Origin of the sequence: Nocardia sp. NPDC051321 (genome assembly GCF_044455225.1) — a bacterium.
GTDB lineage: Bacteria > Actinomycetota > Actinomycetes > Mycobacteriales > Mycobacteriaceae > Nocardia.
In genome coordinates this window covers 466,509-485,571 of sequence record NZ_JBITEM010000001.1, presented here as the reverse complement: position 1 = coordinate 485,571, position 19,063 = coordinate 466,509, and the positions used below count along the sequence as shown (strand labels likewise).

The 19,063-nt window shown below is 65.5% G+C and carries 15 protein-coding genes and 1 pseudogene; 10 read left to right on the top strand and 6 right to left on the bottom strand.

The genetic code is table 11. The annotated features are described in order from the left end of the window. Positions 1-30 precede the first annotated feature (30 nt). On the top strand, positions 31-168 hold the full coding sequence (locus ACIA8C_RS02240) for a hypothetical protein (RefSeq protein ID WP_397130420.1): 138 nt from the start codon (positions 31-33) through the stop codon (positions 166-168). After that, positions 165-1,760, top strand: a complete 1,596-nt coding sequence (locus ACIA8C_RS02235; RefSeq protein ID WP_397130419.1) for an adenylate/guanylate cyclase domain-containing protein — start codon at positions 165-167, stop codon at positions 1,758-1,760. Before ACIA8C_RS02240 ends, ACIA8C_RS02235 begins: the two co-directional genes overlap by 4 nt. 53 nt (positions 1,761-1,813) lie before the next feature. Here the strand turns inward: ACIA8C_RS02235 and ACIA8C_RS02230 are convergent, their stop codons facing one another. Further along, positions 1,814-3,859 carry a thioredoxin domain-containing protein gene (locus tag ACIA8C_RS02230; protein ID WP_397130418.1) on the bottom strand — a complete coding sequence of 682 codons (2,046 nt, stop codon included), beginning with the start codon at positions 3,857-3,859 and terminating at the stop codon, positions 1,814-1,816. 149 nt (positions 3,860-4,008) lie between these two features. Here ACIA8C_RS02230 and ACIA8C_RS02225 point away from each other — a divergent pair, with 149 nt between their 5' ends. After that, a complete protein-coding gene (locus ACIA8C_RS02225) occupies positions 4,009-5,211 on the top strand; it encodes a Fic family protein (protein WP_397130417.1) in 1,203 nt (400 codons plus the stop codon). Between the two features lie 163 nt (positions 5,212-5,374). Here ACIA8C_RS02225 and ACIA8C_RS02220 read toward each other — a convergent pair. Continuing rightward, positions 5,375-5,536: pseudogene (locus ACIA8C_RS02220) on the bottom strand (DUF255 domain-containing protein); the annotation flags it as partial. A 452-nt stretch (positions 5,537-5,988) separates the two neighbouring features. Between ACIA8C_RS02220 and ACIA8C_RS02215 the strand changes: the two are divergent. The 4 genes from ACIA8C_RS02215 to ACIA8C_RS02200 all read left to right on the top strand — a co-directional run bounded on the left by ACIA8C_RS02215 (position 5,989) and on the right by ACIA8C_RS02200 (position 11,055). Continuing rightward, positions 5,989-7,920: a lipoxygenase family protein gene (locus ACIA8C_RS02215; RefSeq protein ID WP_397130416.1), complete on the top strand. Its 1,932-nt coding sequence runs from the start codon at positions 5,989-5,991 to the stop codon at positions 7,918-7,920. 12 nt (positions 7,921-7,932) lie between these two features. Next, entirely contained in the window at positions 7,933-9,072 is a 1,140-nt protein-coding gene (locus ACIA8C_RS02210; protein ID WP_397130415.1) for a YncE family protein, read from the top strand. Positions 9,073-9,117: 45 nt separating this feature from the next. Then, positions 9,118-9,894, top strand: a complete 777-nt coding sequence (locus tag ACIA8C_RS02205; RefSeq protein WP_397130414.1) for an acyl-[acyl-carrier-protein] thioesterase — start codon at positions 9,118-9,120, stop codon at positions 9,892-9,894. Positions 9,895-9,963: 69 nt separating this feature from the next. Further along, positions 9,964-11,055 carry a hypothetical protein gene (locus ACIA8C_RS02200; RefSeq protein ID WP_397130413.1) on the top strand — a complete coding sequence of 364 codons (1,092 nt, stop codon included), beginning with the start codon at positions 9,964-9,966 and terminating at the stop codon, positions 11,053-11,055. A gap of 28 nt (positions 11,056-11,083) precedes the next feature. On the opposite strand, the gene ACIA8C_RS02195 is transcribed toward ACIA8C_RS02200, so the two are convergent. Continuing rightward, positions 11,084-11,692, bottom strand: coding sequence for a DNA-binding response regulator (locus tag ACIA8C_RS02195; protein ID WP_397130412.1), 609 nt, complete (start codon positions 11,690-11,692; stop codon positions 11,084-11,086). Positions 11,693-12,042: 350 nt separating this feature from the next. Here ACIA8C_RS02195 and ACIA8C_RS02190 point away from each other — a divergent pair, with 350 nt between their 5' ends. Beyond that, positions 12,043-13,269, top strand: a complete 1,227-nt coding sequence (locus ACIA8C_RS02190; protein WP_397130411.1) for an FAD-dependent oxidoreductase — start codon at positions 12,043-12,045, stop codon at positions 13,267-13,269. Between the two features lie 4 nt (positions 13,270-13,273). Here ACIA8C_RS02190 and ACIA8C_RS02185 read toward each other — a convergent pair whose 3' ends face one another. Further along, on the bottom strand, positions 13,274-14,257 hold the full coding sequence (locus ACIA8C_RS02185; RefSeq protein ID WP_397130410.1) for an MBL fold metallo-hydrolase: 984 nt from the start codon (positions 14,255-14,257) through the stop codon (positions 13,274-13,276). Between the two features lie 92 nt (positions 14,258-14,349). On the opposite strand from ACIA8C_RS02185, the gene ACIA8C_RS02180 reads away from it, so the two are divergent. Further along, positions 14,350-15,369 carry an AraC family transcriptional regulator gene (locus ACIA8C_RS02180; RefSeq protein WP_397130409.1) on the top strand — a complete coding sequence of 340 codons (1,020 nt, stop codon included), beginning with the start codon at positions 14,350-14,352 and terminating at the stop codon, positions 15,367-15,369. A gap of 67 nt (positions 15,370-15,436) precedes the next feature. Beyond that, positions 15,437-18,139, top strand: a complete 2,703-nt coding sequence (locus tag ACIA8C_RS02175; protein ID WP_397130408.1) for an AAA family ATPase — start codon at positions 15,437-15,439, stop codon at positions 18,137-18,139. On the opposite strand, the gene ACIA8C_RS02170 is transcribed toward ACIA8C_RS02175, so the two are convergent. Both ACIA8C_RS02170 and ACIA8C_RS02165 read right to left on the bottom strand, forming a co-directional pair. Continuing rightward, on the bottom strand, positions 18,099-18,617 hold the full coding sequence (locus ACIA8C_RS02170; RefSeq protein WP_397130407.1) for a DUF1772 domain-containing protein: 519 nt from the start codon (positions 18,615-18,617) through the stop codon (positions 18,099-18,101). The two genes, ACIA8C_RS02175 and ACIA8C_RS02170, sit on opposite strands and share 41 nt — an antisense overlap. Positions 18,618-18,682: 65 nt before the next feature. After that, positions 18,683-19,057: a DUF4267 domain-containing protein gene (locus ACIA8C_RS02165; protein ID WP_397130406.1), complete on the bottom strand. Its 375-nt coding sequence runs from the start codon at positions 19,055-19,057 to the stop codon at positions 18,683-18,685. Positions 19,058-19,063: the final 6 nt, after the last annotated feature.

The window sequence follows — 19,063 nt, the reverse complement described above, 5'->3', positions numbered from 1 at the left end:
AGGTCGAAACGAGACGGGGCAGCAGCGACGATGGCACAGCAGACGATCGAAGTCGGCGTACCGAATCCGGTGCCGAGTGCCCGGCGGTGGCTCGATCATCGCCGAGTGGCAGCCGGGCGCACCAGCCGCGGCAGCGCGCTGCCCGTCGCGCCGCGGCACGCGCGATGACCGCCCGGCTGATCATCTGGGCGCTCAAGGCCCGCGCCGGTCTGGCCGCGGTGGTTATCACCGCCAACCTCAGCGGGTTCGCCGTCATCGTCACCGAGCTGTGGCTCAGCGGTTCTCTCAGCAGATTCGGCCACGACTGGATCCGGTCCATCGTGCTCGCAGGCATCTATCCGACGCTCGGTTTCCTGGCCGGGGTCGCGCTGGCCATCCGCGACCGTTCCGTGCACTTCGGTTGGCTCGATCAGGGCCGTAGACCGAGCGAAGAAGAGGCGCGTCAGGTGCTGCGCCTGCCGCTCTCCATCACCGCGCGGTCATTCGCCGTGTGGATCACCGGCGTCATCGTTGCCACCATCACGCTCATCCAGTTGGCTCCGGACAACGACCCGGCGGTCATCGCGGCATTGTTCGCACTCGGCGGTATCGAATCGATCGGACTCACCTTCCTCATCGTGGATCGGCTGATCCGCCCGACCATTCCGGTGGTCGCCACCGTGCTCGGACCAACCATGCACTGGAGTTCCTCGGTGTTGGTCCGCGTGGTGGTGAGCTGGGCGGTCGCCTCGGCGTTGCCGTTGCTGATGCTGATCGTGGTGCTGGCCAATCGGGCGGCGGCACCGCCCGACCGGATCCGCACCGCGATCTACCTCTCGGTGGTCGGCCTTGGCGTCGGCGCGCTGGCCACTGCCTTCCTGGCCCGCGCGGTGGCCACGCCGATGCGCACGCTGCGGCTGGCGCTGGATCGCATCACCAGGGGCGATCTCGACGTGCGCGTCCCGGTGGGCAGCACCAGCGAGATCGGGCGGTTGGAGAACTCGGTCAACGAGCTGGCCGCGAATCTGCGTGAGCGCCAACGGATGCGGGACGTGTTCGGCAGGCACGTCGGCACCGAGGTGGCCGAGCGCGCGCTGGCCGGCGGGCTTGACCTGACCGGTGACGTGCGGGTGGTGACCGCGCTGTTCGTCGACGTGACCGGGTCGGTCGAACTGTCCACCGGGCTGCCGCCGGAGGAGTTCGTCGCCAAGCTGAACCGGCTGCTCGCGACCGTCGTCGCCGCGACCGAGGAGAACAACGGGTTGGTCAACAAGTTCGAGGGCGACGCGGCACTGTGCATCTTCGGCGCGCCGATCGCCTTGCGCGACAACGCGACTCCCGCACTGCGCGCGGCGCGCCGGATCCGCGACGAAGTGGTCGCGGCCGGTGAACTCGATATCGGCATCGGCGTCGCACACGGCCCGGTATTCGCGGGCGATATCGGCTCGGACACCCGGCTGGAGTACACCGTCATCGGCGACGCCGTCAACGAGGCCGCCCGCCTCACCACCGAGGCGAAAGAGGTCCCCCGCCGAATCCTGGTGAGCGGCTCCGCCATCGAGGACACCGCGCCGCACGAACGCGCGAAATGGACGCTCTACGAAACGATCCTGCTGCGCGGGATGAAGCAGCCGACGGCTTGTTGGACCGACATCGATCAGTCCGCTACCGACCTGAGCGCCAACGGTTCGCAGTCCGCCGCGCCGAGCGGCACCGCGGATCCGGAGATCGATCGCAGCGCGGTGGTCGAGGTTCGTACCGCCGCAACGGAAACCGACTGAGACATCCGCCTTTAGGCCGCACAGCAAGCGGTCGGCTCGCGATACAGCGGCGCTTACTTCCGTTCCAGGGCCGCACGCAGTTCGGCTGCTGTCGTGACCGGCAGGTCGCAGACCGTACCGCGACAGACGTAGGCGGCTGGCTCACCGCCCAGCACTGGGCGGTCAGCCAGCAACGGCGCCGAATTCGGTGGGCCCGCAAGGATTACTGTGCCACCGGGGGCAATGGCCCGTGCCGTAGCGAGCAGTTCGCTTGGCTCGCAGGGTGTTTCGGTGGTGATGGCGACCTGCAGTGGGCCGCGCATGGCCGCCTCGGCGACCGTCATCCACTGGCCCGCGGAGCGTGGGGCACGGGCCAGCACGACCGCGCCACGCTGCAGGGTCTGTTCGGCCAGTGCGAAGTACGGGATGGCCTGGTCGGGATGGCTGGCGGCCGCCGCGGTGAGCAGTGCTTCGGCGAGCGAGGACGCGCCGGCCGGTGTCGCGCCGTCGACGGGATCGCGGGGGCGAGCGACGAGGGTTTCGGCGTCGTCGGCGGTGTCGTACCAGCTGCCGGGGATGGCGGGATCGGCGAAGTGCTGAATTGCCGTGTCCAGCAACCGTTGTGCCTGGTCGAGCCAGTCGAGTTCGCCGGTGGCCTGGTGCAGGGCGAGCAGGCCGGTGACAAGCCAGGCGTAGTCCTCCAGCACACCGGGCGAGGTTCCCGCGATGCCGTTCAACGAGGCGCGGCGCACACGACCGTCGATCACGTGCTCGGACAACAGGAATCGCGCACAGCGGACTGCGGCGGCCACCCAATCGTCCTCACCGAGCGCGGCGCCCGCTTCGGCCAACGCAGTGATCGCCATGCCGTTCCACGCGGTGACCACCTTGTCGTCGCGGTCGGGTTGCGGTCGACCGTCGCGCGCCTTGCGCAGGGCGGCGGTGATGCGCTCGAGCCGATCGATATCGGCGGGTGTGGGGTCGGTGTATCGGGTGAGCACCGAGGTGCCCTGCTCGAAGTTCCCGCCGGTTGTCACTCCGAAAAACTCTGCGGCCCAGGCACCGTCGATCGGCCCCAGTTCGCCGGCCAGCTCGGCGGGTGTCCACACGTAGGTCGCGCCCTCCACCCCGGGCTGCCCCGCCTCCAGATGCGTGTCGGCGTCCAGGCCCGAGGCGAAACCACCTTGCTCGGTGCCCAGATCATCGAGCAGAAAATGAACGGTTTGGCGAGTAACCCTATGCGCCAACGACTCCGGCTCAACCGGTGCGCGCCGCGCCAAATGCCCATAGACCCGCAGCAACTGCGCATTGTCGTACAGCATCTTCTCGAAATGCGGTATCAGCCAAGCCGGATCGACAGAGTAACGCGCGAAACCGCCACGCAACTGGTCGTAGATGCCACCACGCGCCATCGCCTCGGCCGTGCGGCTCACCGCAGCGAACACAGCCTGATCACCGCTACGCTCCCAACTGCGCAGCAACCCCTCCAGCAACGCCGACGGCGGAAACTTCGGCGCCCCACCGAATCCCGCGTGCTTCGGATCCTCGTCCCGCAGCACCGCCGCGACCGCATGATCGAGCAGTTCCGCCGTAATCGTCAGATCCGAGTCGGGCAACCCCGCCGCCTGCGCCCGCAACGCCTCGGTCACCTGCGCGGACGCCTTGTGCACCTCATCGCGCCGCTGCTGCCACGTCTCGGTGATCGCGGTGAGCAACTGCGTGAACGACGGCATCCCACCGCGCGGCACCTTCGGGTAATACGTCCCGCAATAGAACGGCTCCCCCGCCGGAGTCAAGAAGCAGGTCATCGGCCACCCGCCCTGCCCGGTCATAGCCACGGTCGCATTCATATAAACCGCATCCAGATCAGGCCGCTCCTCCCGATCCACCTTCACACAAACAAAGTTCTCGTTCATCAACGCCGCGGTAGCGACATCCTCGAACGACTCGTGCGCCATCACATGACACCAGTGGCAGCTCGCGTACCCGATGGACAGAAGAATCGGCACATCCCGCTCCGCCGCCTCCGCCAAGGCAGTGGCATCCCACTCCCGCCAATCAACTGGATTGTCGGCATGCTGACGCAGGTAGGGGGATGTCACAGCGGCCAATTGGTTCACGCTTCCAGCCTGCCATACCGGGGTGCACGCAAACCCGATCCTTGCGCGGCTCTCGCGTCCGGGGTTAACTCGGATTGATCGTTGCGTTAGTCCGAGTTATGAGGTTAAATCGGACTAAGGTCGTGGTATTTCCGGGTTAGGAGGCGTCTGTGTCGACAAAGTGGCCCGCGCACGACCAGGAGCGGCGAGCGTGGCAGCAGACGCATCGCGGCGGCACCCGGGACGATCGAATGCTGCGGGAGATCGAGGTGTCCCTGCCACCAAGGATCGCCAGACAGGCAGTTGACATCGATGCTGCGCTGTCGACCGAATTGGAGGCGGCGGTTCGGGAGATCGCGGTGTTGGACGCCGCGCATGGGGACCAACTCGAGGCGTTGGGGTTACTGCTACTGCGCACCGAGTCGGTGGCGTCGTCGAAGATCGAAGCCATCGACGCCGATCTCGACGACTACGCTCGCGCGCTACACGGCATTCGGAGCAACCCTTCGGCGGTGGCAATGGCCGCCGCAACAGACGCGCTGGACGCACTGATTGGCTCCGCCTCCCGGGAGCGTCGGGTCACCATACCGAATTTCCTTGCCGCGCACCGCATTCTCATGGCCGACGACAAGTACGAACACATGCGTGCAGGGCGCTTCCGGGACATGCAGAACTGGATTGGCGGCAGCGACCATTCGCCGCGTGGTTCGCTCTACATTCCGCCACCACCGGACACCGTGGCCGACTACATGGCCGATCTAGAGACGTTCGTCAATCGGAGCGATCTGTCGGCGCTCGCGCAAGCGGCGGTCGCGCACGCGCAGTTCGAGTCCATCCATCCGTTCACCGACGGCAACGGCCGGATCGGGCGGGCGCTCATCAACAGTGTGCTGCGGTTGCGTGGCGTAACCACACTGGTGGTGGTTCCGCTCGCGTCGGCACTGGTAGCCCGGCGCGACCGCTACTTCGAGCTGCTCACGCTCTACCGGACAGGTGACGTGCGGCCACTCATCTCGGATTTCGCGCGATGTGCGGCGATCGCGGCGGCGCAGTCGCGAACGACAGCCGAGCGGCTGCGCGACGAGATCCCTCGCGAGTGGCGCGACCTGCTCGGCGGCGTGCGCGCTGGCAGCGCCGCCGCTGCGTTACTCGGACACCTACCTGCCCACCCGATCCTGTCCGCCGAGGAGGCGGAAGCCTTGACAAACGCTTCTCGCAGCAGTGTTTTCGCAGCAATCGACCGCCTGGCCGAAGCTGGCGTACTACGTCCGCTCACCGACCGGAAACGCAACCAGATCTGGGGCGCCGGCGCAGTCCTCGACGAACTCGACGATCTCGGCGTCCGGATCGCCGACGCGGCTCGCCCAATGTGATCATGTCGGCGACTTTCTCTGGGTTGTCGATACGAACTACGGGCCACACTCTCCGTGTCCAACCGGCGAGGACGGCACCATCGACAGCGCGGGAATCTTCGTCGGGTTGCGTCACATCTCCGCAGGTAGCAACATCTCTCGAAGACTACGGTACTTCGCAACTCACATGACACCAGTGGCAGCTCGCGTACCCGATGGACAGAAGAATCGGCACATCCCGCTCCCTCGCCTCCCCCAACGCCTCGGAACCCCCCTCCTGCCAGTGCACCGGATTGTCCGCATGCTGCCGCAGGTACGGAGAGGTCGCCTTCCCGAGCCGATTCATACCCCCACCGTCTCACATTCCGGCGTCGTGCGATCGGAATGAAGGCGTGCAGGGGGCGACCGTTCTCGCATGATGGCCGGACGGTCGATCTGAATCGCGCAGTTGCCGTGATGTAGGCATCGCTATCGCGATGGTCCGACTATCTGTTACATGATGTCGCACATAACGTGACCTGGTTCACAGTCGCTTGGCGGGTGGGTTTCCACTGGCTATGGTTGCTGAAATGTTGCTGCCATATTGCTGATTCGCGATTTCGTATTCCAGTTCGACCATGGACAAGTCGTAAAGAAACGTCAGGATTGACAATGGATCGAAGGCAATTCTTCAGAACTTCCGCGCTGGTCACCGGAACATCGGCGGTAGGCGCGCTGGCGTCACCTGCTACCTCCGCTAATGGCACACCGCCATTCGACCTTCCGTTACCATTCGGCGACCCGACGGCGCCCGGACCGGTGAATCCGCTTCTTCCACAACATGATCCGAATCCGGCAGGGCGGGCGGCCGAACTCGGCCGTTTGCAATCGAAGTACGTGTGGACCGAGGATGCCAACTTCGTGCACGGCGTACCGATGGCCGCATCATTATCGATCGAGGACAACCCGACCCTCGAATGGTTGGTGATGGTGATAGATGAGCACTACCAGGTCATCTCGAACATAGCGCTGGCGCTGATCAGGCATTTCGACCATCTGATCGGTGACATGCTGCAGCCCTTGGTGGATCAATTGTTCGGCCTCAAGGCATCGGTCGATAATGTCGTCCGCATCGTGGCACCTTTCCTGGAAAGCCCGGTGGCCCAGCCACTCGATCTCGCCACGCGCGGTCCCTTGTACCTCCTCACCGAAACCGTCCAAACCGTGCTGCGCACCCTCGATCAGATCCGCGACGACCTCTTCAAGACGCTGCGAAAGATGTTCGACAGCCCGGGCTTAGGAAACTTCGGCACCGTGGACGGGGTGCAGCGATACCGGCAGTTGTACGCCACGATTCCGGTGCCCGCCATCGATGAAAGCCTGCATGACGACATCGTTTTCGCTCGTATGCGGGTCGCGGGGCCGAATCCCATGGTGTTGCGTCAGGTGCGCGGTACCATGCCTGCGAACTTTCCGCTCGACGACAAGGGCTTCCGGTCGGTCATGGGGTCCGGCGACAGCCTGCGTACGGCGATCTCGCAGGGGCGGATGTACCTGGTCGATTACGCGGAACTCGGCCCTGCCGCATCAGAGTCCGCAACATACAAATTGCTGACCGGGCCGGGTTACAACACCGCTCCGATCGCCGCCTTCGCCGTCCCTGCCGATGGCGGGGAACTGCAACCGGTGGCGATTCAATGCGGCCAGGACCCCGCGAAACACGTCATGTTCTTGCGACCGGATCCCGGTGATACCGACCACTATTGGGCCTGGCAGATGGCAAAGACCGTGCTGCACACCGCGGATTTCAACCACCATGAAATGCACTCGCACCTGGCGCGGACGCACCTGGTGACCGAGGCGTTCTGTGTGGCCACCCGCAGGCACCTGGCCGCCAACCATCCACTGAACATCCTGCTGACTCCGCACTTCGAGGGCTTGCTGTACATCAATAAGTTCGCCACATACCTGATCCTGGCTCCGGAGCTCACCGGCGACCTAATTCTCGCACCCTTGCTGGAGGACACTATTGCCACGGCCGGGCAGGCCCGCTTGAGCTGGGATTTCTACGAGAAAATGCCGAAGAACGAATTTGCCGAGCGCGGCGTAACCGATACTCACCTCCAGTTCCCGTATCGGGACGACGCGTTGCTGCTCTGGGATGTCATTCATGACTGGGCCTACAGCTACGTGCGCACTTATTACGGGTCCGACGGCGACGTTCGCGACGATTTCGAACTGGTCGCCTGGGCCGACGAAATCCGCCGGGTGGGAAAGATCAAGGGCTTCAAGCGAATCGACAGTGTCGATCAGCTGGTCGATGTCGTGACCATGATCATATTTACGGCCAGCGCTCAGCACGCCGCCGTCAATTTTCCGCAGAAGGATCTGATCGAATACATGCCGTTCTACAGCGGAATGACCGCCGCTCCGGCCCCCTCCGGCACGACCGGATATACCGAATCCGACTGGATTCGAATGCTGCCGTCGCTACTGACATCGATAGCCCAACTATATCTTTTCGACGTTCTCGGCAGCGTCCACTATCGGCCACTCGGTGACTACCGCACGAACAACTTTCCCTTCGCGAACGCGATCAACGATCTTCGGATCACCGCGCCCGATGGTCCGCTGGATCGGTTCCGAGCGGCGTTACGCCGTGCCGAGGACACGATCAACGATCGCAATTCGCAGCGCGCTCCGTATACCTACCTGCTGCCGAGCACGATCCCGACAAGCACCAACATTTAGCAGAGGACCGACATGAATACCCTGTGCCGTCTCGGCATTTCGTCGATGCTCGCGCTATGCGTCGCAGCGGGCGCGGCGCACGCCACGCCACCCACGGATCTGCCCGCGCAGCCGCTGGGACCGGCCGGCGAACTGTATCTGCCCGAAGTGCAGGGCAACACCGTGGCCGTGATCGACACGGCAACCAACACCGTCCAGCAGCGGGTACCGACGGGACCCGATACCAAACCCGGCGTCCTGGCGGCGTCCAAGGACGGCAAGAAGATATACGTCGACAACTTCGGATTCACACCCCCGAGCGTCACCGTCATCGACCGGCCGTCGAACACCACCAGGTCCATTCCGGTCGAGAGCCCGCCGCTGGGCATCTTCACCTCGAACGACGGAAAAGAGATCTTCGTGCCCGAAGTGGGCTTCGTGATCGAGGTGATCGATGTCGCCACCGATACCGTGGTGCGGCGCTTCCGTTTCCCGGATCTGGCCACCGGACGGTTTCCCGACATACCGGCGGGAGCGATCCAAGGTCCGGACGACCTGCTCTACGTCGGTTTCATGAACACCGGCATGATCGAAGCCATCGATCCGATCACCGGCAAGGTCGTCCGTCCCCCGTTGATCGTCGGCGGATTCGGCACCTTCTGGTACACATTCAGCAAGGACGGATCCAAACTCTATGCCAACTCGATCAATACGATCAGCGTCATAGATCTGCGGAACTGGCGTGTGACGAAGCTGATCCACACCAGCGCGGACGGCAACTATCATCCCGGCAATCCCGGGGCGTTCGTCTCGACGCTGACCCCGGATGGCAGCAAGTTGTATGTCACCGTATTCGGCGGCAAAGACGTGCTGATCATCGATACCGCGAAAGACGAAGTGATCGGACGTATTCCGACCACCGGCGCGTCGACCGCCGTGATGTTCAGCGAGGACGGAACCCGCGGCTACATTTCCGATGTCGGACCGTCGACGAATGCCTACCCGGGCCCACTGCTGGACCCGCTCTTATTCGGCAACCTCGTCACCATGGGTGTCGGGCTCACGCCGGGACAGGTGATCGTCTTCGATCCGCGCACGGACCAGATCGTCGGGGATCCGATTCCAACGAAGGTCGGTCCCGGCGTTCCGTTGTGGCTCCCGACCCTGCAGTAGCGAAGCCGTCGCCCAGCACCGCGCCCATACGCAGATAGAGGTCAGATGACAGACGCTGTCAGCACACTTCCGGATCCGCCCGACAAGGCCGCCGGCTATACGACCCGCTGGCCGGTACGCGCCGCCGATGTCGATCGCCACGGCCGGCTCCGGCTCGACGGCATCGCACGCTACTTGCAGGACATCGCGTGGGAAGACTTGAACGCCAGCGGCTTTGTCGACTCCGATCCGGCCTGGATCGTGCGGCGCACCGTAATCGAGGTGATCAAGCCGGTTCGGTGGCCCGACCATGTCACGCTGCGCCGCTGGTGTTCCGGCGTCTCGACCCGATGGGCGAATATGCGGGTCCGAATCACCAGCGACGCGGGCGGACTGATCGAGACCGAGGCGTTCTGGATCAACGTCGACGAAAAGGCAGGCACGACAGCACGAATCAGTGATTCCGGCTTCGCGCATCTGGCCGCCACCACCGATCAGCTCCGGCTGCGCTGGGCCCCGATGCTCGACGCAACCCCGCCGCAGCGGTCGGCAGGTGATCTGACCTACCCGATCCGGGAGGTCGATATCGACCTCCTGATGCACATGAACAATGCCGCGTATTGGCAGGCCGTCGAGCAATTCCTGCCCGCCCACTCCGGCCTGCTTGCCCAGCCGTATCGCGCGATCATCGAGTACAACGCGCCGATCACCGGCGATCAATCCCTGCATATCCGGTCGGGGGACCGTGGAACCGGACTCGAGCTGTGGTTCGTCACGGCAGAGAAATGCCACGCCGCTGCCCAAATCAGCGCGATTCAGCACCCGTCGGTCAACACAGAATGAGTTCTTAGCGTGTTCGAGCACATCGGCAGAAATGTATCCAGGCTGTTCCGGCGCACCACGGTCCTCATCGTGACCTTTGTGACCATCTTCGTCTTGACTTCGGTTGCCGCACTGGCGAATCCATCGATATCGGGTTCGACGAGCGGGCCGGACGGACCGATCTGGATACCGAACTACGGCACGGGATCGGTGCTGCGGATCGACCCCGCCACCTCGGCGGTACAGCAGGAAGTGCCCCAGGTCGGCGACCATCCCATGGTCATCAAGGCACTGCCCGACGGCTCGCGTATGTTCGTCGGCAACTTCGGCCCGGTGAACCCGTTGACCTGGAGCGTCACGGTGATCGACATGCCGAGCGGCCAGGTCGTCAAACGGATCCAGACGCTCGGAGCGCCCTACGCGACCATCATCCTGTCGCGTGACGCGCGCTATCTGTTCGTCCCCACCGCCCTGTCGATGGTGCAGGTGATCGATACCCACACCCTGGAAGTCGTGCGGACGCTACCGGTCCTGTTCCCGCCCGGTCCTGCGCACATCGAGGTATCTCCGGACGGCTCAGCTATTTACGTCATGTCGGCGGCCGGGATATTGACGAAATACGATGCCTATACCGGTGCGGTCATCGCGCCGCCGCTGTTTCTCAATGGGGCCGCCCCCGGCTGGGGTGCGCTGTCGGCGGACGGCGAGACGCTGTACGCGATCAACTTCTGGTCCGGCGTCACGATGGTCGACGTCCGTACCTGGACGGTGCGCAATACCGTGATATTCCCGAACCTCTGGGCGGAACCGATCTCGGCGACCCTGACCCCCGACGGCACCCAGTTGTGGGTGAGCAACTACGGCTCCGACGAAGTGATCGTGCTCGACGCCAGGACCGGCGCGCAGCTGAACCGCTTCGCAACCGACGGCGCGGCGGTTTACGCGGGCTTCTCCCCCGATGGCCGAACCGCCTACCTGTCGATCGTTTCGGATGGCACACCACTGATCTACTTCAGCCCGCTGGCCGGGTGGTACCACTCGAAACAGAATGCTTGGGACCCGTTCATGGCCAACCTGGCAAACCTCGACACCTCGCTGGTCACCTATGACACAGCGACGCTGAAGCCGATCCGGTCGTACACGACGAAGGGCGCCTTCGTCGCCGGTGTCTATCCCGGCTGACAACTGCGTGCTGTCGCTGATTTGCCGATCACAGCCAAGCCTCCTCGGTCGCGATCCGCACCGCATCCAGCAGGGTGCGGGCATTGAGCTTGGCAACGGCAGCGCTCAAGTAGTTGCGGACGGTCGAGCGAGCGATGAAGAGCTCGGTGGCGATCTCGCCGGCGGTGCTGCCGCCCCTGGCCAGTCGGAGCACGGCGATTTCGCGCGGGGTCAGCGGGTTGGCCGGGAGGGTGAGTGCCTGTGCGGCGAGTGCCGGGTCGATCACGCGCCGGCCCGCGGCGACCTGCCGGATCGCGGCGGTGAGCTCCTGTGGCGGTATGTCCTTGGTGAGGAAGCCGCCGACCTGGGCGGTGAGCATGGCTCGGCGCAGGTTGGCGACGCTACAGAGCGAGGTGAGGATCAAAATTCGGCAGGAGGGGAGCTTTTCGCGCAGATCGGTGGCGGCGGTCAGACCGTCCATGCCGGGCATATCGATGTCGAGGATGGCGATGTCGGGCCGGTGTTCGAGTGCGCTCGACACGATCATTCGGCCGCAGTAGACCTGGGCTACCACTTCGAGATCGGGCTGTTGATCCAGCAGGTTCGCGAGCGCACCCCTGATGAGTTTCATGTCGTCGGCCACAAGCACCCGAATCATGGAGTTCCTCTGATATTTCGCCGCTGGAGATTGGCTTACGGCCGTGACGGATTCACAGTCGAGCCTGGGAAATGATGACTGTTTCCGGCACGGATTTCGACGCAGACTCTCGGAGGAAGGTCGTGATCATCCCCCAGATGATCGTCTGCGGCGCGGACGCACGCCAGGCGATCGGTTCTCATCGATTCATCTTGGACGCGGCTCCTTAGGCGGCCACGTGAACCGCGTTCTCCCACAGCGCTTTCCGGCTCAGCGCAAATTTGCCAAACTAGACTCCAGACAACTAGTTGCTAAGACACTAGTTGTCTGGATACTATAACTGCATCACAGATCGACGGATCGGAACCGAAATGAGCAAGACCGCAACAGCATTGGTGATCGGCGGCGGCGTCGCCGGGTCGGTGACCGCGCTGGCATTACGCAAAGCCGGCATCGACGCCACCGTCTACGAGCGTTACCCCACCGCCGCAGACGGCATCGGCGCAGGATTGAGCCTCGCTCCCAACGGCCAGCAGGCGCTGCGGGCCATCGGCGGCGAACGCGCTATCGACGCACTCGGGCTCGAATTCCCCGGATCGATCTTCGGCGACGCCAACGGCAACATCTTCACCGAGTTCGCCGGCTTCCCGGATCTGCCTGCGACCCGAGTCATGGCGCGCGCCGACCTTTTCCGAGCGTTGGCCGACCACGCGGCGGCGGGCGGCGTGCACTTCGAATACGACAAGAAACTCGTCTCCGTCAGCGAAACCGCCGACGCGGTGACCGCGACATTCGCCGACGGGAGCACCGCGACCGCCGACGTCTTGATCGGGGCCGACGGCATCCGGTCCACCGTGCGCACACTCATCGACCCTGCCGCCCCCGGCCCGGAATACGGCGGTGTACTGAGCTTCGGCGGCATCGCTCGCGGCAGCGACGTGGTGACGAAAGACGGGATGATGTATTTCGCCTTCGGTCAGCACTTTCTCGGCTACTACGGCGTCCCGGCCGGTGCCATGATCGGTGTCGGCCGCGGTGGGCGCGACGATCCGAATTCCGGTGACAGCGATAAAAACACGGTCTGGTTCGCCAGCCTGCCGCGCACCGAACCGATGACCGCGGCGGAAACCACCGCGATCTCCAACGCCGAGTGGCTGACCCGGCTGCGCGAGTTGTACGCGGGGCACCTGCCCGGCGAGGCACTGCTTGCCCACACCGCGCCCGAGGACGTCACCGTCGTCGGTCCGATGGAACTGATGCCGTCGGTGCCGACCTGGCACCGTGGGCGAATCGTGCTGGTCGGCGATTCGGCACACGCGCCGTCATCCAGTTCCGGACAGGGTGCGTCGCTGGCCATCGAAAGTGCCGTCGAACTCGCGCGGTGCCTGCGCGACCTACCCGTTCCCGCGGCCTTCGCCGCGTACGAGCGGCTGCGCCGCCCCCGAGTGACGGCCATCGCCGACGGCGCACGCGGCACCAACAAGGCCAAGGCGGAGGGCAAGCCAGCGGGGAAACCCGCCCTCCCCGCGCCGGAAGAGATGTTCCGCCACACCCACTACTACTCCATCGACTGGGACCAGACCGTCACCGCCGAGTAGACCCTCACTTGCACGAGGAAGGCAGTGCGTTCGCGTCCTCGGCTCGCTCTTCCTTGGCCACGGTCTGGACGTTGAGCTGTGGCATCGTCGGCAGCGAGGCGACGGCGGGGTACCCGGGGTAGCTGCGGTCGAGTTCGGCCAGAATCGACCGTTGTTCGTCGTCGGTCACCTCGGCGGCGCCGGGCGAGGCGGGAGCTATGGCGGTGCGGACCAGACCGCGGACCTTCCGCAAATAGGTTCGCTGCTGGTCGATCAGCTCCGGGCCCGCCGGAGCACCGTGGCCGGGATAGATCGTGCGGATGCCGGGGAATCGCTCGGTCAGCTTGTCGAGATCAACGAGCCATCCGCACGAATGTCCTTCCAGCAGTGCGGGAGTGGCCTGGTCGGCGACGAGGTCACCCGCGAACAGCGTGCCGCTGCGCGGCTCGAAGTAGGCGGTGGCCGCCGCCGACTCACCGGGCTCGAAGTCGGCCGACCGGAGCTCGGTGCCGCCGATGCCGACCGTGGCCCCCGGCTCGAAAGTGTGGTCCGGCACCGTCATTCGGGGCGCGTAGTCGGAATCCGGCAGGCTCCGGGTGAGATCGTAGAACTGCAGCGGGTCGGTCTGGATCTCCGACGCGGTGACCTTCGACGAGTAGATCGGCGCCTCCGGAAAAGCCTCGTGCAGCACACCGATCCCGCCGACGTGGTCGGGATGCGAGTGGGTGATCAACACCGCCGCGACCGGACGACCGGTGGCCTTGATCGCCGACACCGCACTGCGCGCGTCCGTCAGCGAGCGCTGAGCATCCACGACCACCAGGCCATCCGGGGTGTCCATCCAAAAGGTGTTGACGGAGCCCGGATTCGACGAAGCGAACTGACCGACGGCCGGTGCCGCAGCAGGCGCGGTGGTGGTGCCGGTCGAGGAACAGCCGCTGGCGAAAACCATGAGCACCGCCGCGGCAGCCATACCCGATGGCACGAATTTCCTGGTCGATGGGGTCATACGGACGACGTTAAATTCGCTGGGTAGCCAATTGTATGGCTGATACGCTCGCTTTTTTGTCAGAGCGTCTTCGGTGTGCGGTGAGGTTGCAGGTGGATGTATTCAGTGACGCCCTCACCGCGCTGCGCACCGGTACCCCGGTATTTACCCGCACCGATGCGCGAGCGCCGTGGAGCATGCGATTTCCCGCGGTCTCGGGTGCCAGCTTTCATGTAGCGCTGCACGGGAGTTGCCTGCTCGTCCCGCTCGACGACGGCCCGCCGACCCGCCTCGATACCGGCGACATCGTGTTCCTGCGGCAGGGCAGCGGGCACACGCTGTGCAGCGACCCGGCCCTGACGCCGGATGTGTTCGCCCAGAATCGAATCGATGACAGCTCGTACATCAGGGAGCTGCTGATCGATGGCAAGGCGGTCGACCAGCGAGTGCCCGTCGAGGAGAATCAGCCCGTCGTCGGTTGCGGCCTGTATCAGGACGGACCTGGTGCCAGGACGCTACTCGCCTGCGGCGCTTACAAACTCGACATCACCCGGCAACATCCGCTGCTCGCGGGCATGCCCGAGGTGATCCATCTGCCCGCGGCGGCCCACCAGCCCGCGCTCCGCGTCGCCGTCGGCCAGCTGACCGCCGAGATGGACGATCCGGGTCCAGGCAGCGACAGCATCGTCGCGGCCCTCATCGACCTACTGCTGCTGTTGATCATGCGAGCCTGGTACCGGGACATCACCGACGATTACGCGAAAGGCTGGTCGGCGGCCGTCTCCGACCCGCTCATCGCGCCCGCGCTCGGCGCCATCCACGCCGATCCCGGCCATCCGTGGACCGTCGAAGAACTCAGCAGGGCATCCGGGCTGTCGCGCGCCGCGTTCGCCAAGCGTTTCACCGCCGTCCTCGGCGAACCGCCGCTCAGCTACCTCACCAGCTGGCGGATGACCACGGCGGGCAGGCTGCTCCGGGAAACCGATGCCCGGCTGTCGACCGTGGCCGAACGCACCGGTTACCGCTCGGAGTTCGCCTTCGCGAAGGCATTCAAACGCGAATACGGCGCCGCGCCGGGCAGCTATCGGCGTGCCTCCCGCAATGGGTTCGCCGACGGACAACTCTCGGGGTAGTCGACCATCCATTCCGGAGTTCGCCGCCGGCTTGCTGAATCTGCACGACGCCCCTTAGGTTGACGCAGTGCTATACGGTCGGGCCCGCGAAGAGCGACAGATCAGCCAGTTGCTCGAAGACGCGAGGACGGGCTCGAGTGGTTCCTTGGCGATCGTCGCCGAACCCGGTGTCGGCAAGTCGGCGCTGCTCGACCGGGCGGCGAACATGGTCGATGACAGCTGGCAGGTGTTGCGCTGCACTGGCGTCGAGTGCGAGTCCGAACTGCCGTTCGCCGGGCTGCAGTTGCTGCTCGCCGGGGCGATGGACCGGCTCGCCGCGCTGCCGCCGTTGCAAGCGGCCGCGGTGCGTGGTGCGTTCGGACTCGATGGGTCGCCGCGCACCGAGGATCGGTTCCTGGTCGGCCTCGGCACCTTGTCGCTGCTGGCCGAACTGTCCGCGGCCGGACCGGTGCTGGTGCTGGTGGACGACGCGCACTGGGTGGATCAACCATCGATCGAGGCAATGTTGTTCGTCGCCCGTCGGCTGGGCGCCGAAGGTGTTGTCGTGTTATTCGCCGCACGGACGGAGTTCGCCGCGCAGGGACTGACCGAGCTGCGACTCGGTCCGCTCGACCCGCAAGCGTCCCGCGCCCTGCTCGCCGAGACCGTGCCGAAGCTGGCGCCGGAGACCCGTGACCGGGTGCTGGCCGAGGCCGCGGGCAATCCGCTTGCCTTGCTGGAAATGCCCGGCATGAACCTGGATCTGCTTCCCGTCGGCCCACTTCCGCTGCCGGATCGGTTGCGCAGCGGCTATCAATGCCATCTCCTGGATCAGCCCGAGTCGATCCGGACCGCCCTGCTGGTCGTGGCCGCCGAGGAGACCGGCGATCTAGCTTTGGTGTTGCGCGTGCTGACCGGTCTCGGGTTGACCGAGGAGGTGCTGGCCGCCACGGAGCCGACCGGCATGCTGACGGTGTCGGAACTGACGATCGCCTTCCGCCATCCACTCCGGCGCGCCGCCGTCTACCAGTCCGCCACGTTCACCCAGCGCCGCGCCGTACACGCCGCGATCGCCGCCGCTATCACCGATGATCCCGATCGCCGGGCCTGGCATCTCGCCGGTGCCGCGAGCGGGCCGGACGAGGAGGTGGCCGCCGCTTTGCAGGTGGCCGCCGAAAATGCTTGCGCCCGAACCGGTTACGCCACCGCCGCGGTCGCGCTCGAGCGATCGGCGCGGCTCACGCCGGACCCGGCCGACCGGGTGCGCCGCCTCGTGCTCGCGGTCGAGGCCGCCGCGGACGCGGGCCGCCCGGAACGCGCACTCGGCCTGATCACCGAGACCAAGCGGCTCGCCACGGACCCGATCGCGGCCGCCCGGCTGGCCGGTGTGCAGGCCAGGATCGAGTTCGATCGTGGCGCGCTGCAGGTCGCCTACGAGCTGCTGCTCACCGCGGCCGTGCGGGTCGCAACGGTCGAACCGGAGATGGCGGCGAAGATGCTGGTCGAGGCCGCCCAAACCGCTTGGACCACCGGTGATCTGGCCGGCGTCCGGGCAGCGCGGGCACGGCTGGCCGAGCTACCAACCAGCCCACTGCTGGCCGACATGATCACGGTGATCGACGGTCCGCTCGCACTGCACTCGGTGGACCCGGTGACCGGAGTACAGCTGATTCGTGCCAACGTCGCGCGCATCAAGGCGGTTTCCGGCGGTCCACCGGCCATGCGGTTCACCATGGCGGTCCAGTCGATCATCGCCAGCGACCTCGGCGTGGCGCGAGAAATCCTGGCCGGGTTGGCCATCGAATGCCGGGAGCAGGGCATGGTGGGCTGGCTGCCCACCGTCGGCTGCGGCCTCGGGATGGCCGAGTTACTGCTCGGCCGGTTCCGCGAGGCGGAGGTGGCGCTGACCGACGCGTTGCGGATCGCCGAGGATATCAGCCAGCCGGGCCAGGTCTGCCAGGTCCATTCCGTCCTGTCCATCCTCGCGGCCATCCGCGGCGACGAGGCCGCCTGCCGGGACTTCGCCAGACGCGCGCTGCGGCAGGCGGATCGGGGATTCAACTCGATCGGCGCGGCCCGAAGTGGTTGGGCGCTGGCGCTGCTCGATCTGGGTTCCGGTCGGCACGAGGCGGCCGTTGACCGGCTGGAGGCGATCCATCGAGACCCGAATCACGCACTCGGCCAATGGATTCACTTGCTGAGTGACTATGTGGAAGCCGCAGTGCGCCTCCGCCGACCGGAACGCGCGCGCGAACCGATGGCGTTGCTCGAACAATGGTCGGCGGCCACCGGTTCGGCGTGGGTCCGAGCACACGAATTGCGCTGCCGCGCCATGCTCGACGACGACGGCGCCCTCTTTGCGCAGGCGCTGAAAGTTCATGTCGCCGAGGGGCGTTGGTTCGATCAGGCGCGCACCGGATTGCTGTACGGCGAATGGTTGCGCCGGGAAAGGTATTTGACGGAGGCGCGCTCGGAATTGCGGATGGCGCTGGAGATCTTCGAGCGACTGCACGCGCACCCGTGGGCGGAGCGCGCACGCAACGAGCTGCGTGCCGCGGGCGTCGGCGTGATCGACACCGCAGCGAGCGACCGGACCCCGTCGGATCTGGCCGCACTCCTCACGTCCCAAGAACTCCAGGTGGTTCGGCTGGCCGCCGCCGGTGCGACCAACAAGGAGATCGGCGCCCAACTGTTCCTGAGCCCCAAAACCGTGGGGAACCATCTCTATCGCGCCTATCCGAAGCTCGGCGTCACCAGCCGGGTCGCGCTGGCACGCCTCCAATTGGACTGACCGGTGCCGTCTTCCGGACCCGGCCGAGCAGCACCAGCGCCCAGGCGAAGCTGCCGAACGAGACCAGGTTGGCGACCGCCCTTGCGCTGTTCCACAGCACCCACTTGTCCTCGAAGGCCGACCGCACCGCAGCCAGATCCGCCTGGTCCGGCGCACCGGCGGCAGCCAACTGATCGTTCAGCGGCACGTTGATCCCGGTGGTGATGCCGAGCATCACCACATAGGACAGCAGCCCGGCGAACAACCAGGCGCGCAACCGGCTGTCCGCACCGCGCCAAAGGCCAGCCACCGCAACGGCTCCCACCGCGACGCCGCCCATGAACAGGCTCATGAAGAGTGGATTCACGATCGCGACGTTGATGTTCTGCATCACCTCGACGAACGCGTGATCCCCGCTCTGTTTCAAGCCGGGCATCACCGAATACGCGAAGCCGGCGAACAGTCCCGCCATCAGCCCGGAGACGACGGTGGATGCCACCAATGCGCCTGTCTGCCAACTCTTCACGGTTGAATCTTCTTTGGTCATTGTCAAAACTCCAGACATCAGGCAGCGAGCAGTAGGGCAGCGCTGATCAGCACGATCACCGCGGTAGCGAAGTGGATTCCAAAGGCAGCGGTCTTTGTACCGCCGTTGCGCAGCACGATGGCCGTGTCACCGAACGGCGTGAGCGCGACGGCCAGCATCGCCCAGCCCGCGGGATGCGCTCCGGCGCAAGCGAGTACGACGAGACCGATAACGCCGGAGGTGACATCGCGCAGCCCCTTGACGGTCAGGTAGGTGCCCGCGTCACCGGCCGACCTGGCGGGGACGCCGAAGCCCGCGGCGGCGGCATCGGGCCTGCGGAAGAACCGCACGCCGATGAAGATGATCAACAGGTCGAGCAGAATCGCCAGACCGTAAGCGAGGGGGATCAGCACGTTTCT

Coding starts and splice junctions, on each gene's coding strand:
- ACIA8C_RS02240 (WP_397130420.1), top strand. CDS start 31: ATGGCACAGCAGACGATCGAAGTCGGCGTACCGAATCCGGTGCCGAGT.
- ACIA8C_RS02210 (WP_397130415.1), top strand. CDS start 7,933: ATGAATACCCTGTGCCGTCTCGGCATTTCGTCGATGCTCGCGCTATGC.
- ACIA8C_RS02195 (WP_397130412.1), bottom strand. CDS start 11,692: ATGATTCGGGTGCTTGTGGCCGACGACATGAAACTCATCAGGGGTGCG.
- ACIA8C_RS02205 (WP_397130414.1), top strand. CDS start 9,118: ATGACAGACGCTGTCAGCACACTTCCGGATCCGCCCGACAAGGCCGCC.
- ACIA8C_RS02190 (WP_397130411.1), top strand. CDS start 12,043: ATGAGCAAGACCGCAACAGCATTGGTGATCGGCGGCGGCGTCGCCGGG.
- ACIA8C_RS02235 (WP_397130419.1), top strand. CDS start 165: ATGACCGCCCGGCTGATCATCTGGGCGCTCAAGGCCCGCGCCGGTCTG.
- ACIA8C_RS02185 (WP_397130410.1), bottom strand. CDS start 14,257: ATGACCCCATCGACCAGGAAATTCGTGCCATCGGGTATGGCTGCCGCG.